Genomic DNA, 14,426 nt, shown 5'->3' with positions numbered 1-14,426 from the left:
GCCGTCAGACGGACCGGTCCGTAGATGACTATTCGGCGCGGCGGACGGCGAGAGCGCGGACGGCGATCTCGTGCAGGTGTGCCGAGGCGCGCCGCCAGCGGCGCTGTGCGCGTTCGGTATCCGGGTCGACGAAATTCGAGATCAGGATGCCGCGCAGCGCGTCCATCGCCGTGTAGATGAAGTCGCGCGCCTCCTTGCGGCGCACGTCGTCGGGCACGAATCGGGCGACGGCCAGCAAGACGGCGTTGTTGACGAATGGCTCGACCTTCTCCATCGCAGCGGCAAGCACCGGGTCGGTTCGCCCGGCCACCCACAGCTCGACGGTCGCGATGAACAGCGGACCCTGGTGGAGATCCCACAGGAACTCCAGCGCCGCCGCCACCGGATCGTCACCGGCCTCGACCCGGGACATCTCCCGCATGGCGGTCTCGGCGCGCAGCTGCGCCAGATGGCTGATCGCCGCCACCACCAGGTCGGTCTTCGAGCCGAAGTGATGCACCTGAGCACCGCGGGTCACCCCGGCCCGTTCCGCCACCCGCGGTGTCGTGGTTCCCGCGTACCCGTACTCGACCAGGCAGTCCACCGTCGCATCGAGCAACCGGGTGCGCATCTCGGTGCTGCGCTGCTCCTGCGTTCGGCGCTGCTGCTTCACGACTACGCTCCTGGCCACCTGCCGATCTTACACTTACATACAGTGCTGTATGTTGCGGCCATCCAAACCCCGGGCAGGGGGACGAGATTGCCCGGCCACCCTCGCGATATTCGCACCTGGCCGTCGACCCCTTGCCCACTTACATACAAGTATGTATGTTTGTTTTCAGCTCGTACTCGAGGGCCGCCCCGCGCGGTGCACACGATCTGAGGAGTTCGATGACGAACAAGGTTTACGTCGTCGGCGTCGGCATGACGAAATTCGAGAAGCCGGGCCGCCGCCGCGTCGAGGAAGCCGACGGCACCACCCGGGCCTGGGACTATCCGGACATGGCCAGGGAATCGGGCAGCAAGGCGCTCGCGGACGCGGGCATCGCCTACGACCTGGTGGAACAGGCCTATGTCGGCTACGTATACGGCGAATCCACGTCGGGTCAGCGCGCCGTCTACGAACTCGGGATGACCGGCATCCCGGTGGTCAATGTGAACAACAACTGCTCCACCGGCTCGACCGCGCTGTACCTTGCGGCGCAGGCGATCCGGGGCGGTCTGGCCGAGTGCACGCTGGCGCTGGGCTTCGAGAAGATGCAGCCCGGCTCGCTCGGATCCACCTGGGACGACCGTGAGCAGCCGATGGCCAAGCACATCATGGCGCTCGCCGAGATCTCCGAGGTGCTGTTCCCGGTGGCGCCGTGGATGTTCGGCGCGGCGGGCCGCGAGCACATGAAGCAGTACGGCACTACCGCCGAGCACTTCGCGAAGATCGGCTACAAGAACCACAAGCACTCGGTGAACAACCCGTACTCGCAGTTCCAGGACGAGTACACGCTCGATGACATCCTCGGCTCCCGGATGATCTACGACCCGCTCACCAAACTGCAGTGCTCGCCGACCTCCGACGGGTCCGGCGCGGTGATCCTGGCGAGCGAGGATTTCGTGGACGCGCACGATCTCGCCGGGCAGGCGGTGGAGATCGTCGGCCAAGCGATGACCACCGACTTCGCCTCGACGTTCGACGACACCGCCAAGAATCTCATCGGCTACGACATGAATGTGCAAGCGGCACGGAAGGTTTACCAGCAGTCCGGGCTCGGCCCGGACGACTTCCAGGTCATCGAGCTGCACGACTGTTTCTCCGCGAACGAACTGCTGCTGTACGAAGCGCTCGGCCTGTGTGGCGAGGGCGAGGCCGGGCAGCTGATCGACGACGACCAGACCTCCTACGGCGGTAAATGGGTGGTGAATCCGTCCGGCGGCCTGATCTCCAAGGGCCATCCGCTCGGCGCGACCGGCTTGGCGCAGTGCTCGGAGTTGACCTGGCAGCTGCGCGGCGCCGCGGGCAAACGCCAAGTGGACGACGTCACCGCTGCCCTGCAACACAACATCGGTCTCGGCGGCGCCGCCGTCGTCACCGCCTATCAGCGCGCGGTCCGCTGAATTCAGCTCGGCCGCAGTCGAACTCGACGAGGAGCAGCATGGGGCACATCGAAGCCACCAAGGACGTCAACGCCACGCCCGAGGCGTTGTGGGCGGTCGTCTCCGACCCGCGGACCTGGGACAAGTGGTTCACCATCCACGAGCGCTTCATGGAGGAGCCGCCCGCAGTGCTGAGCGAGGGCGCGAAGCTGGTCGCCAAGATCGTGATGCTCGGCATGGCGAACAAGCTGGAGTGGACCATTGTCTCGGTGGCCGCGCCGAACAAGCTGACGCTGGGCGGCACCGGCATGGCGGGGGTGAAGACCGAATTCACCTTCGACATCCGGCCCAACGGCGACGGCAGCACGATCCTGGTGTCCGGCGACTTCGAGGGCGCGTTGATCAAGGGCGCACTGGGCAAGGCGGTGGAGAAGGACGGCATCAAACAACTGGACCGATCGCTAGCACAACTCGACGCCCTGGCCTCGGCATGAGTTCCGATTTCACCACCGCCGCCCGCGTGGTCGAGTTCGATGACGCGGGACTGGAAACCTGGTGCGACGAAGAGCATTTCGAGGTTACCGCCGAGCGGATAACGGAGTACGCCGCCGCCACGAACGACCCGATCGCGGCGCATCTCGAGGGCGCCGTGGCGCCACCGGTCTTCGCCATCGTCCCGGTCTTCGAGGCCATGATGCTGCCGGTGATCGATGTCGCGCCGATGGACATCTTCGGTCGAGTGGTGCACGGAGAGCAGGACTTCCACTTCCATCGCGCCATCCGTCCCGGCGACCGGCTGGTATCGCGCGCAAAGGCGGTCGGCTACACCAGCCGATCCAATGGGACGACCATCACCATCCGCATCGAATGCCGCACCGAGACAGGCGAATCGGTCAACGATCAGTACCTGACCGCGTTCTTCCGCAATATCGACGCAGGCAAGACGGCCGGCGCGGCCGCTCCGGCGCACAAGTTCGACGAACGGCTGCGTGAGCGGAACCCGGTCGCGGTCGTGGCGCAGCACGTCGACCACGACCAGACCTTCCGCTACGCACCGGCCTCCGGCGATCCGGTGCCGCTGCACCTGGACGATCAGGTCGCCAAGGACGCCGGGCTGCCCGGCATCATCGCGCACGGGCTGTGCACCATGGCCTTCGCGTCCTGGGCGGTGCTCACCGAGCTCGCGGAGTCGGATGTGCACCGGCTGAGCCGATTCGCGGTGCGCTTCACCAAGCTGGTCTTTCCCGGCGACGACCTGGAGACCCGGATCTGGAAGGCCGGTTCGGCCGACGGCGTGACCAGCTACGCGTTCGAGACCGTGCGCGGCGACGATGTCGTGCTCAGCGACGGTCTGGCCGAGATCGCCGACTGACAGCGGCGACACGAGACACCGCCGCGGCATCCCATCGCGGGATTCACAACGACTTCAGGAGACAACACATGGGCGCACTGGCCGGACGGGTCGCCGTCATCACCGGGGCGGGCCGCGGTATCGGCCGCGAGCACGCACTGCTGTTCGCGAAGGAAGGCGCCGCCGTGGTCGTCAACGATCTCGGCGGCAGCAACGCGGGCGAGGGGACCGATACCGGGCCCGCTCAGGACGTGGTGCGCGAGATCGTCGCCGCGGGCGGTAAGGCGGTTGCCGACATCAACGACATCGCGACCTGGGAAGGCGCGCAAAGGCTTGTGGCCCAGGCAGTTTCGGAGTTCGGTGGGCTCGACGTCGTGGTCAACAACGCGGGCATCCTGCGCGACGCCTTTGTCGCGGGTATGACCGAGGCGCAGTGGGACGCGGTGATCGCCGTGCATCTCAAGGGCCATGCCGCTGTGCTGCACCATGCCGCCACCTACTGGAAGCAACAGTCCAAGGCGGGCAACCAGCCCAAGGCCGCCGTGATCAACACCGCCTCTGCCTCCGGCACCACCATCCCGAACCCTGGCCAGGCCAACTACGGTGCGGCCAAGGCTGGGATCGCCGCGCTGACCCTGGTCGCCGCCGACGAGCTGGCGCGCTACGGCGTGCGGGTCAACGCGATCGCGCCGATCGCGCGCACCCGGCTCACCCTGGCCACTCCCGGCATGGGCGACATGATGGCGGCCGAGGCCGAGGCGGCCGCCGATGGCGGGTTCGACGCCTTCAGCCCGGCCAATATCGCACCGCTGGTCGCCTACCTGGCCTCGGAAATCTGCCCGATCACCGGCAAGGTGTTCGCGGTGCAGGGCGGTGCGATCTCCGAGCTGGCCGGTTGGCACGATGTAAGGACCATCGAGACCGAAGGCCCGTGGCTGATCGACGACATCGCCGCCCGGCTGCCCTGACCTCGGCGGAACGTGAGGAGAACGACGATGTTCGAATGGTCCGAAACCGATGTGCTGCTCCGCGATGCCGTCCGGGCGTTCATCGACAAGGAGATCCGCCCCAACCTGGACGCGCTCGACAGCGGCGAACTGCCGCCCTATCCGATCATCCGCAAGCTGTTCGGTGAATTCGGTATCGACGTCATGGGCGGCGAGGCGGTGCAGAAGATGCTGGCCAAGCAGCAGGCACGAGAGGCCGTCGCCGCGGGGGAGCCGAGGCCGGAGAAGAAAGCGAAGACGAGTCCGTTCGCCGGACAGGAATCGCTGATGGCGGTGCTGATCAGCGAGTTGTCCGGGGTGTGCATGGGCCTGGTCACCGCGCTGGGGGTGAGCATCGGTCTCGGCGCCACCACCATCATGTCGCGCGGCACGCTGGCGCAGAAGCAGCGCTGGCTGGAGGACATCGTCACCATGCGGAAGGTGGCGGCGTGGGCGATCACCGAACCGGACTCCGGTTCGGACGCGTTCGGTGGCATGAAGACCTACGTCAAGCGCGACGGCGAGGACTACCTCCTCAACGGCCAGAAGACCTTCATCACCAACGGCCCCTACGCCGACGTGATGATCGTCTACGCGAAGCTCGACGACGGGGCGGGCGGGGACAAGCGCGAACGCAAGGTGCTCACCTTCGTGCTGGACAAGGACATGCCCGGGCTCACCCAGGGCAAGCCGTTCAAGAAGATGGGCCTGCACGCCTCACCGACCGGTGAGCTGTTCTTCGACAACGTGCGCGTCGGCCGGGACCGGCTGCTCGGCGAGACCGAGGAGCACAAGGGCGGCGACGGCAGGGAGAGCGCCCGCTCCAGTTTCACCGCCGAGCGCATCGGCGTGGCCTTCATGGCGTTGGGCATCATCAACGAATGCCATCGGCTCGGCGTGGAGTACGCCAAGAGCCGCACGCTCTGGGGCCAGGAGATCGGGCGATTCCAGCTGGTCCAGCTGAAGCTGGCGAAGATGGAGATCGCGCGGATCAACGTGCAGAACATGGTGTTCAACACGCTGGAGCGCGGCCGGGCGGGCAAGCCGCCGACGCTCGCCGAAGCGTCCGCGATGAAGCTGTACGCGTCCGAGGCGGCCACCGAGGTCGCCATGGAGGCGGTGCAGCTTTTCGGCGGCAACGGCTACATGACCGAATATCGCGTCGAGCAGCTCGCCCGCGACGCCAAGTCGCTGATGATCTACGCAGGCAGCAACGAGATCCAGGTGACCCACATCGCCAAGGGCCTGCTCGCGCAGTAGGTCCACACCGCGTCACACCGCGCGCAGGCGAGTGCGGCTGGCATAGACGTGTTCGGCGATGAGGGTGGCGATGCGATCGGGCGCCTCCAGCATGGGCACGTGGCCGACGCCGTTGACCAGGATGCGGTCGGCGGATTCGGGCAGTTCCTTCAGGTAGCGGCGAGCGTAGACGCGGTTGGGGATGACCCGGTCGTACTCCGACAGCAGCAGCCGGACCGGTGTCCGCAGCGTGGACAAGTCGTCCTGTGCCGGTGCACGCAGGGCGGTGATGATCATCGGGAGCATGGCCGGGCAGTTCAGTGCGGCCGTGATGGCGGCCGCGGCATCGCGGCGCGACACCGCGGACGCGTGCTTGCTCAGCGCGAGCAGGGCGATGCGCTGGGCGAGCGGGTTGTCGATCGCGAATCGGCCCAGGTGCTTGCCGATTTCGAGGAGCGGAACCAGGGAAAGGAATTTCAGATTGATCCGCAGCTGGGTCAGCGAGGGCGCGTGCCAACCGCCCGCGGGCGCGATCAGTGTCAGCGTGCGGGCACGCCCGCGGCGGGCGAGCTCCACACCGACCCAGCCGCCGAGGGAGTTGCCCGCGATATGACAGGTGCGCCAGCCCAATTCGTCGAGCTGATCGCAGATCTGGTCGGCGAGGAAGTGCACGTCGATGGACCAGCCGTTCGCGGACGGGCCGCCCCAGTGGCCCGCGAACGCGGGCGCGAACACCTCGCACTGCGTCGCCAGCCGCGCCGCGGTCTGCTCCCAGCAGTGCGGCGACATCGTGAATCCGTGCAGCAACAGCAGCGGGTCGCCGGAACCGACGTGCAGAGCCTTGATCGGCTGGAGCGGGTTCGCCGCCTTCGCGGAGCCGCGAGCGGCGGCTCGCGCGGGTGTGCCGGGGCGATCGGCGGCGGAGGAGGACTTGGAGGCGTCAGACGACATTGTCTTCACCCCTTCCTGGACGGCAGTGTCCGAGGGATTTCATCAGACCAGCATTGTACGGTCGAGGAGTGCCCTATATCTCGACAGTGAACGTGAACGGTGTCCGCGCGGCCGCGGGCAAGGGCCTGCTCGCCTGGCTCGCGGCCACCGAGGCCGACATCGTCTGCGTGCAGGAGACCCGCGCGACCGACGAGCAGGTCAGGGCCGCGCTGGCGCCCGCGCTCGACGCGGGATGGCAGCTGTCGCACGCGGAGCCGGAGTCCAAGGGGCGAGCGGGTGTCGGCATCCTGTCCCGGCGCGTTCCGCGTGCCGTGCGAATCGGGTTCGGCAGCAGTGAGTTCGGGGCCGCGGGCCGCTACCTGGAGGCCGATTTCGACGACGTCACGGTGGCAAGCGTGTACGTGCACTCCGGCGACGCGGGCTCCATACGCCAGGACGAGAAGTACCGCTTCATGGCCGAGCTCGGCGCCTACCTGACCGCGCGGACCGGAGATTTCGTGGTGGCGGGAGATTGGAACATCGCGCACACCGAGCGCGATCTGAAGAACTGGAAGGGCAACCTGAAGTCGGCCGGGTTCCTGCCGCAGGAGCGCGCCTGGATCGACGAGCTGCTGGCAACGGGCTACATCGACGTGGTGCGCGGTCTGCATCCCGGGGTCGACGGCCCGTACAGCTGGTGGTCCTACCGTGGCCGCGCGTTCGACAACGACAGCGGGTGGCGCATCGATTACCAGCTGGCCCGAGGCGATCTCGCCACCCGCGCCAAAGCGGCGGTAGTGGAACGCGCCGCCGCCTACGATCAGCGCTGGTCCGACCATGCGCCCGTCACGGTGCAGTACCGATGAACCGCTCGCCGAAGGTGATTCGCGGGCTCGGCGTCATCGGGGCGGTCGCGCTCGCGCTGATCGTCGCGGTGCTCGCCCTGCGCGGCGGCACCGATGCCACCACCGCCACGCCGGTCAGCCGCGCGATCACGACCGCCACAAGCACCGTCGTCACGCCCGGCACGGCGCCGCGGGGCGCGGACAGTGCGTCACCGGTCACCCAGGCGGCCGGGGTCCCGGAGCGCGCCTACGCCACGCTGCGGGAGATCGACGCGGGTCGCTGGCCCGACTCGGCGAATGCGCCGGGCACCAAGGGCGGCGAACGCTGGATGAACCGCGGCGGCGACCTGCCCGCCACGGATTCCGCTGGCAAGCCGCTCACCTACCAGGAATGGGACGTCAACCCGAAGCAGCCCGGCCGATCCCGCGACGCCGAACGCATCGTCACCGGCAGCGACGGCTCGGCCTGGTACACCGGAGACCATTACAAGACCTTCACGAGGATGCGCTGATGACAAAGACCGTCACGCTGTCGCAATTCCTTGCCCGTCCCGACGCGGACGAAGCGCCGCCCAGCCCAGCGCTCGCCCCGCCTGGCGTCACATTCGGAGCGCTCGCGGTCGACGCCGCCGAGTTCAGTGGGGTGCGCGACAAGGCGCCTTCCGGTTATCTGGTGCGCGAGGTACGCGGCGCGAAGATGCCCACCGCGGCGCGGGTCTTCGACGAGTTCGCCGCCGCGTTCCAGTTCCCGTACTACTTCGGCGAGAACAAGGACGCGTTCGACGAATGCCTGCGGGACCTGGCCGATTTCATCGGCGAAGCGGCCGGATACGTTGCCGTGGTGCGCGACTCGGCCGGACTGCTCGCCGACGAGCTGGTCGAACGCGACTGGTTCGCCGAGGCGATGCGCGACTGCGCGGCCTATTGGTCGCGGCGGGACGTGCTGTTCCGTGTCGTCCTGCAAGGTGACGCGCCCGACCTCCAGGACGTGTCGCTGCGGATGTGACGCGGGGCGCTCAGCGCAGCTTTTCCGCCAAATCCTCGCCGAGCAAGACGAACACATCGACGGTGTGCTCGATCAGTTCGTCGCGGCTGAGCTCGAGATCGCCTTGGAGCCAGGCGGTCAACGTCTGCACCAGTCCGCCGACCAGATACATGGCCCGGAAGTCGATCGCCGGGTCCGGGGCGGCGTCGCTGATCCGGTAGAAGTCGATGCCTTCCGCGGCCACCATCCGCGCGAACACGCGCACCGTTTCGGTGGTGCGTGCGCGCAGCTCCGGCGTCGCCATGCCCGCGATCAGGGCGACCTTCGCCTTGCGTGGGTCCTCGGTGAGCAGGTGCACGCCCGCGGTGATCGCGGCGTGCGCGGTCGCGCGGGTGTCCGGCGGGGCAGCGCGCACGGCCGCGAGGATGGCGTCCGCCAGCTCCTCGGCGATCCCGTCGATCAGGGCGGCGAGCACGGCATCGCGGCTGTCGAAATTCTCGTAGTAGTACCGTTCGTTCAGCCCCGCCCGAGCGCACAACCCGGAGACGGTCAGCTTCTCCAGCCCCTCGGTGCCGATGATCTCCAGCGCCGCCTCCAGCAACGCCGCGCGCCGCTGCGCCCGGCGCACCTGTGCGGAAATCCCCCCGTACGTTCGTTGCGCAGTCACAGGCTGAGTCTATTTGCAGCGCCTGTGCTTGTTCGGTCGCGACTTCGTCGCGACGTGTTCGCGGCCCCCTTATGGCTCGCGTCCGAGCGACCGCCGCTTGCGACTTCGTCGCGGACGCGGCGGCCGCTCGGACGCGAGCCGGGCCGCGAACGGGGGAATGCTCGGTCTCGCTTCGCTCGAAAGCGGGAGTTGGGCCCAGTGGGTGCGTAGTGCCACGTCTGAATGTCTCGGTGGTCAGTGGACCTTCTTGGCTGTTGCGGCGGCGAGCGTCCGCTGGCGACTGCGTCGTGGCCGCGGCGGCCGCTCGGACGTGAGCCGGGCCGCGAATGGGCAATGCTCGGTCTCGCTTCGCTCGAAAGCGGGAGTCGGGCCCAGTGGGTGCGTAGTGCCACGCCTGCATGCCTCGGTGGTCAGTAGACCTTCTTGGCTGTTGCGGCGGCGATCGTCCGCTGGCGACTGCGTCGTGGCCGCGGCGGCCGCTCGGACGTGAGCCGGGCCGCGAACTGGGAATGCTCGGTCTCGCTGCGCTCGAAAGCGAGGGGTGGTTGCCGACCCGAAGTCGTGGGGATCTCAGCAGCACCTCGAGCGCCTCCGACATTTGTCGCTGTGCAACCGAGGCGGCGTCCGCTGGTATACGGGCAGGGTGAGCTCGGGTAGTTCGCACATGGGCAGATCGGGGCGCGAGTCAAATTCTGGCAGACACTCTTGCCAGAATTTCAATTCTGGTGGATGCTGTTGCCAGATGCTCTCGACGAGGAGGCGACCATGTCCGAGCCCGGTTACTTCAGCGATCACTCGATGATTCGGCGGGTGATGAGCAAGCGCGCGGTGGGGCTCAGCTACGGCTTGCGCGCCCTGGTCATCGGCGCGGTGCATCCGCTGCTCTACGTCGGTACCGCGGAGAACACCGAGCATCGGATGACGCCCTACACCCGCCTCGCGCTGACCGGGCATCTGTTCGAGGCGGTGTTCCTCGGCAGCAAGGCCGAGGCCGATCGCGCGCTGGCGTTCACCAGGAAGAAGCACGTCGAGGTGCGCGGCACGCTGCCCGAGGACGCGGGTGCGCAGCACCCGGCCGGCACCCGGTATTCCGCGCTCGACCCACACCTGATGTTCATGACGATGGCCTTCACCTTCGACTCGGCCGAGGTGATGTACGACCTGCTGGTGCGCGCCATGACCGACGGCGAGCGCGAGGGGCTCTACCAGGACTACGTGCGCTGGGGCCAGCTGTTCGGCATGCCCGCGGACGCGGCGCCCAGCAGCTACCGGGAGTTCCGCGCCTTCTTCGACGGCTACCTCGCCTCCGACGAGCTGTTCCTCACCGACGAGGCGCGGCTGGTCGGCTCGTACCTGGCCGGTCAGCGCGTGCCCTACGCGCAGGGGGTGCCGCTGCAGCAGGTCACCTCCGTGTTCTATCTGCTGGTCCAGGGCAGCCTGCCGCCGCGTATCCGCCGGATGTACGGGATGCGCTGGGGAGTGTCCGAGGAGGTCGCCTACCAGGCGCTGTCGCGGGCGGTTCGCACCGCGCACGTCTCGGTCCCGCTGGTCCCGCCGGTGCTACGAGGCACGCTGGCCGGGCCGAGCGCACCGGTCTACAAACTGCTCTCCCGCCGCGAACGTGAACTGGTCGGCAGCGGGCGGCCGAGCATGCCCGGAATCGATCCACGCAACTGGGTGCAGCGAAATTCGGCTTGAGCCACATGCGAAGATCGGGGTATGTCCAGTCCTGCGCCCACCCCGGCCGCCGAACGCAAGCAGCGGGTTCTGTCCGGGATCCAGCCGACCAGTTCCTCGTTCCATCTCGGGAACTACCTTGGCGCGCTGCAGTACTGGGTGACCATGCAGGACGACTACGACGCGCTGTATTTCATCCCGAACCTGCACGCGATAACGGTGCCGCAGGATCCCGAGGAGCTGAAGGCGCGCACGAAGGCCGCCGCCGCGCAGCTGCTGGCGCTCGGCATCGACCCGAAGAAGTCCACCCTGTTCGCGCAGAGCCAGGTGCCCGAGCACGCGGAGCTGGCCTGGGTGCTCAGCTGTGTCACCGGGTTCGGCGAGGCGAGCCGGATGACCCAGTTCAAGGACAAGTCGGTGAAGCAGGGCGCGGAGAACGCGACCGTCGGCCTGTTCACCTACCCGGTGCTGATGGCCGCGGACATCCTGCTCTATCGCGCCCAGCAGGTTCCGGTCGGTGAGGATCAGCGCCAGCATTTGGAGCTGACCCGAAACCTCGCCCAGCGCTTCAACACCCGGTTCAAGAAGACGTTCGTGGTGCCGGAGGCGCATATCGTCAAGGGCACGGCGAAGATCTACGACCTGCAGGACCCGACCGCGAAGATGAGCAAGTCGGCCTCCACCGACGCGGGCCTGATCAACCTGCTCGACGACCCGAAGATCACCGCGAAGAAGGTGAAATCGGCGGTCACCGACACCGAACGCGAAATCCGCTACGACCCCGAACTGAAACCGGGCGTGAGCAACCTGCTGGTGATACTGAGTTCGCTGACCGGGACGCCGATCGTCACGCTGGAGAAGGACTTCGAAGGCAAGGGCTACGGCGAGCTCAAGGCCGACGTCGCCGACGCGCTGGTGGAATTTGTCACGCCGTTGCGGGCGAAGGTGCAAGAGTATATGGCGGATCAAGGCGAACTCGATCGCATCCTCGCCGCCGGAGCCGAGCGGGCGCGCGAGATCGCCGGCAACACCCTCGCACAGGTATACGACCGGGTCGGCTTGCTGGCTCGTTAGGCGGCTGCCTCGCCTTCGCTCGCCCCGGCGCGGGCTGAGGACGGACTTCGTCCGGCTGCGTGTTTTCTGCGGCTGCCTCGGCCTTCGCTCGGCGGTGCCTGGTGGGCCTCATGCGAGGTCTCTCGTTCGAAGGGGCGCAAGGTGCAGGTGATCGACAACATCAAAGCCGGGCTCGAACGCCGGATTCAGACGCTGCCGTGGCTGGATCATCTGGTCCGGGCGGCCGGGCGCTATGAGCGACAACGCGGCGACTATTACGCGGCCGGTATCACGTACTTCACTGTGCTGTCGCTGTTTCCACTGCTGATGATCGCGTTCGCGGTGGCGGGCGTGGTGCTGTCCAGCAATCCGGACCTGCTCGGCGAGTTGCAGGCCAAGATCGTCGAGAACATCCCGGGCACGTTCGGCGACCAGATCAACGACCTGGTCGGCAAGGCGGTCGAGTCGCGGCGCACGGTCGGCGCGCTCGGTCTGCTCGTCGGCATCTACACCGGCCTCGGCTGGATGGCCAACCTGCGGGCCGCGCTCACCGAGCAGTGGGAGCAGAAGACGCCGGACGGCAATTGGTTCATGACCAAGCTCTCCGATCTGGGCGCGCTGGTGGGTCTCGGTCTTGCCTTCGCGGTGTCGCTGGGGCTCTCGGCGCTGGCGTCGAGCGCCCTCGGCACGCGGCTGCTCAGCAGCCTCGGCCTCGAACAGCTACCCGGTGCCGGGGTGCTGCTGACGCTGTTGTCGACCCTGTTCGGGTTCCTGGCCTCCTGGGCGGTGTTCGCCTGGGTCATCGCCAGGCTGCCGCGCGAACCCGTCACCCTGGCCAGCGCGGCCAGGGCAGCGGCGCTGGCCGCGCTGGCATTCGAGGTGTTCAAGATCGTCGCCTCGATCTACCTGCGATCGGTGCTGAGCAGCCCGGCCGGCGCCACCTTCGGCTCGATCATCGGTCTGATGGTGTTCACCTACGTCACCTACCGGATCGTCCTGTTCGCCACCGCCTGGGCCGCCACCGCCGTCGAGAACGAGCCGGAAGCCGAGATCCCGCCGCCCGCCCCCGCGGTGATCGCGCCGCGAGCCCCCGCGCGCGAGATCCCGGTGGGTGTGGGTGCCGCTTTCTTCGGTGCGGGCGCTCTTGCGGCTCTCGCCCTTTCGGGGTTACGCCGGTTGCCCGGCCGCCGGTGACCGGTCCGCAGGCCGAGTTGTCCTGCGTGCCGGGCTGATCAACGCCGTCGAGTGGCTCGGCGGGCCCCGGCCAGCAGGATGAGGATCAGCATGACGCCGCCGGCGATCAGCACGGTCCTGGTACCGACGCGGCGCTCTCCGGCAGGAGGCATGGCGGAAGGGTCGGTTCCCGATGCGGGCGGCGCGGCAAGGGCGACTTCGCTCTGTTCGCGCTGGGGTGCCACCGCGTCACGCTGGGGTACCACCGCGCCGGGCATAGTGCCGATCGACGCCCCGCTGGACAACGCGAAGCCGTAGTCGAGCAGCCGGGCCGCCTGTTCCCATGGCCGCAACGGCCGCACCTCGGCCTGCAGCAGCGTGACGACGAGTCTGCGGCCGCCGCGCTGTGCCGCGGCGACGAACGTCTGGCGTGCGTCGTCGGTGAAGCCGGTCTTGCCGCCGAGGGTGCCCTCGTAGTTGTAGAGCAGCTGGTTGTCGTTGCCGATCGGGTAGCCGGGCCGGTCGGTGTCGCCCGGAATTACCGGGTCCGCGGGGTAACCGGGGAAATCGACCTGCTCGGTGTGGATCAGCTCGGCGAACAGCGGGATGGTCATGGCTTCACGGAACAGCACGGCCAGGTCGTAGGCCGAGGTGCTCATGCCGGGTCCGTCCAGGCCGGACGGGCTGGCGGCGCGAGTGTCCATGGCGCGCAACGACTTCGCCAGCTCGTTCATCTTCGCGACGGTGGCCGCGTCGCCGCCCAGTTGCGCGGCGATGGCGTGCGCCGCGTCGTTGCCGGAGGCCATGATCAGTGCCTGCATGAGCTGGCGATTGGTGTAGCGACCACCGGGACCGATGCCGACCCTGGTGCCGTCCACATCGGCGTCGTCCCTGGTGCCGGCCACGACCTTGTTCAGGTCCAACGTCCGAAGCGCCAGCGTGGCGAGCAGTACCTTGATCGTGCTGGCGGGCCGGTAGCGCCCGTGCGGGTCCTTCGCCGCGATCACCTCGCCGGTGTCCAGATCCGCCACCAGCCAGGCCGTCGCCGAGATGTCCTGCGGTGCGGGCGGCGCGGATCTCGGTAGCACGACTCCGCACTCGCCGAGCCGGGCGCCGCCGATCGGTGGCGTCGGAATCGGCAGCGGAGCCGGCGTCGGCTGCCCCGGCGCGGGCACCTCGGATGCATCGATCGGTGCGGGCGGCAGCGTCTTCTGCGGGCAGCCGTCGGTGTTCGGCGTGGTGAACGGTGTGGTGGTGGTCGGCGCGGCGAGTGCGGGCACGGCTGTCGTCCCGATCGCCACGACAGCCAGCAGGGCGCCTGCGTAGAACCTGGCGCGGCGATGGAACTCCGTGGTCTTCATCGGCAGTGAGCCTAGCGAGCATTCCGCCGGTCGACCGCACACCCGTTCCCAGCGAAGCGACCACTATTGACATCTACTAGCAAATGATAGTT

General features: G+C 67.9%; 15 protein-coding genes. 11 read left to right on the top strand and 4 right to left on the bottom strand.

The annotated features are described in order from the left end of the window. Window positions 1-28 precede the first annotated feature (28 nt). A complete protein-coding gene (locus OHA40_RS10610) occupies window positions 29-610 on the bottom strand; it encodes a TetR/AcrR family transcriptional regulator (RefSeq protein WP_330234124.1) in 582 nt (193 codons plus the stop codon). A 260-nt stretch (window positions 611-870) separates the two neighbouring features. Here OHA40_RS10610 and OHA40_RS10605 point away from each other — a divergent pair, with 260 nt between their 5' ends. The 5 genes from OHA40_RS10605 to OHA40_RS10585 all read left to right on the top strand — a co-directional run bounded on the left by OHA40_RS10605 (window position 871) and on the right by OHA40_RS10585 (window position 5,664). After that, on the top strand, window positions 871-2,088 hold the full coding sequence (locus tag OHA40_RS10605) for a lipid-transfer protein (protein ID WP_330232884.1): 1,218 nt from the start codon (window positions 871-873) through the stop codon (window positions 2,086-2,088). Window positions 2,089-2,126: 38 nt separating this feature from the next. Continuing rightward, entirely contained in the window at window positions 2,127-2,561 is a 435-nt protein-coding gene (locus OHA40_RS10600; protein ID WP_330232883.1) for a type II toxin-antitoxin system Rv0910 family toxin, read from the top strand. Further along, on the top strand, window positions 2,558-3,439 hold the full coding sequence (locus tag OHA40_RS10595; protein WP_330232882.1) for a MaoC/PaaZ C-terminal domain-containing protein: 882 nt from the start codon (window positions 2,558-2,560) through the stop codon (window positions 3,437-3,439). The genes OHA40_RS10600 and OHA40_RS10595 overlap by 4 nt, the downstream gene beginning before the upstream one ends. A 68-nt stretch (window positions 3,440-3,507) precedes the next feature. Continuing rightward, window positions 3,508-4,386 carry an SDR family oxidoreductase gene (locus OHA40_RS10590; RefSeq protein ID WP_330232881.1) on the top strand — a complete coding sequence of 293 codons (879 nt, stop codon included), beginning with the start codon at window positions 3,508-3,510 and terminating at the stop codon, window positions 4,384-4,386. Window positions 4,387-4,413: 27 nt separating this feature from the next. Next, complete coding sequence (locus OHA40_RS10585; RefSeq protein WP_330232880.1) at window positions 4,414-5,664, top strand: acyl-CoA dehydrogenase family protein; 1,251 nt, start codon at window positions 4,414-4,416, stop codon at window positions 5,662-5,664. A 12-nt stretch (window positions 5,665-5,676) separates the two neighbouring features. Here OHA40_RS10585 and OHA40_RS10580 read toward each other — a convergent pair whose 3' ends face one another. Further along, complete coding sequence (locus OHA40_RS10580; RefSeq protein WP_330232879.1) at window positions 5,677-6,594, bottom strand: alpha/beta fold hydrolase; 918 nt, start codon at window positions 6,592-6,594, stop codon at window positions 5,677-5,679. Window positions 6,595-6,662: 68 nt separating this feature from the next. Here OHA40_RS10580 and OHA40_RS10575 point away from each other — a divergent pair, with 68 nt between their 5' ends. The 3 genes from OHA40_RS10575 to OHA40_RS10565 are packed head-to-tail and all read left to right on the top strand — an operon-like array spanning window position 6,663 to window position 8,424. Continuing rightward, entirely contained in the window at window positions 6,663-7,439 is a 777-nt protein-coding gene (locus OHA40_RS10575; RefSeq protein WP_330232878.1) for an exodeoxyribonuclease III, read from the top strand. Then, window positions 7,436-7,930, top strand: a complete 495-nt coding sequence (locus OHA40_RS10570) for a ribonuclease domain-containing protein (RefSeq protein ID WP_330232877.1) — start codon at window positions 7,436-7,438, stop codon at window positions 7,928-7,930. Before OHA40_RS10575 ends, OHA40_RS10570 begins: the two co-directional genes overlap by 4 nt. Beyond that, entirely contained in the window at window positions 7,930-8,424 is a 495-nt protein-coding gene (locus tag OHA40_RS10565) for a barstar family protein (protein ID WP_330232876.1), read from the top strand. Before OHA40_RS10570 ends, OHA40_RS10565 begins: the two co-directional genes overlap by 1 nt. Before the next feature lie 10 nt (window positions 8,425-8,434). On the opposite strand, the gene OHA40_RS10560 is transcribed toward OHA40_RS10565, so the two are convergent. Further along, on the bottom strand, window positions 8,435-9,070 hold the full coding sequence (locus OHA40_RS10560) for a TetR/AcrR family transcriptional regulator (protein WP_330232875.1): 636 nt from the start codon (window positions 9,068-9,070) through the stop codon (window positions 8,435-8,437). 729 nt (window positions 9,071-9,799) lie between these two features. On the opposite strand from OHA40_RS10560, the gene OHA40_RS10555 reads away from it, so the two are divergent. The 3 genes from OHA40_RS10555 (at window position 9,800) to yhjD (ending at window position 12,994) form a co-directional block, all read left to right on the top strand. Next, window positions 9,800-10,768, top strand: a complete 969-nt coding sequence (locus OHA40_RS10555; protein ID WP_330232874.1) for an oxygenase MpaB family protein — start codon at window positions 9,800-9,802, stop codon at window positions 10,766-10,768. Between the two features lie 21 nt (window positions 10,769-10,789). Further along, entirely contained in the window at window positions 10,790-11,821 is a 1,032-nt protein-coding gene (gene trpS, locus OHA40_RS10550) for a tryptophan--tRNA ligase (RefSeq protein WP_330232873.1), read from the top strand. Window positions 11,822-11,962: 141 nt separating this feature from the next. Continuing rightward, entirely contained in the window at window positions 11,963-12,994 is a 1,032-nt protein-coding gene (gene yhjD, locus OHA40_RS10545) for an inner membrane protein YhjD (RefSeq protein ID WP_330232872.1), read from the top strand. 38 nt (window positions 12,995-13,032) lie between these two features. On the opposite strand, the gene OHA40_RS10540 is transcribed toward yhjD, so the two are convergent. Then, window positions 13,033-14,334, bottom strand: a complete 1,302-nt coding sequence (locus tag OHA40_RS10540) for a D-alanyl-D-alanine carboxypeptidase family protein (RefSeq protein WP_330232871.1) — start codon at window positions 14,332-14,334, stop codon at window positions 13,033-13,035. Between the last annotated feature and the right edge of the window lie 92 nt (window positions 14,335-14,426).

Source organism: Nocardia sp. NBC_00508, from assembly GCF_036346875.1.
Classification (GTDB): Bacteria; Actinomycetota; Actinomycetes; order Mycobacteriales; family Mycobacteriaceae; genus Nocardia.
Note: the sequence above shows the minus strand (reverse complement) of the source record. Positions and strands in the feature narration are given on the sequence as shown.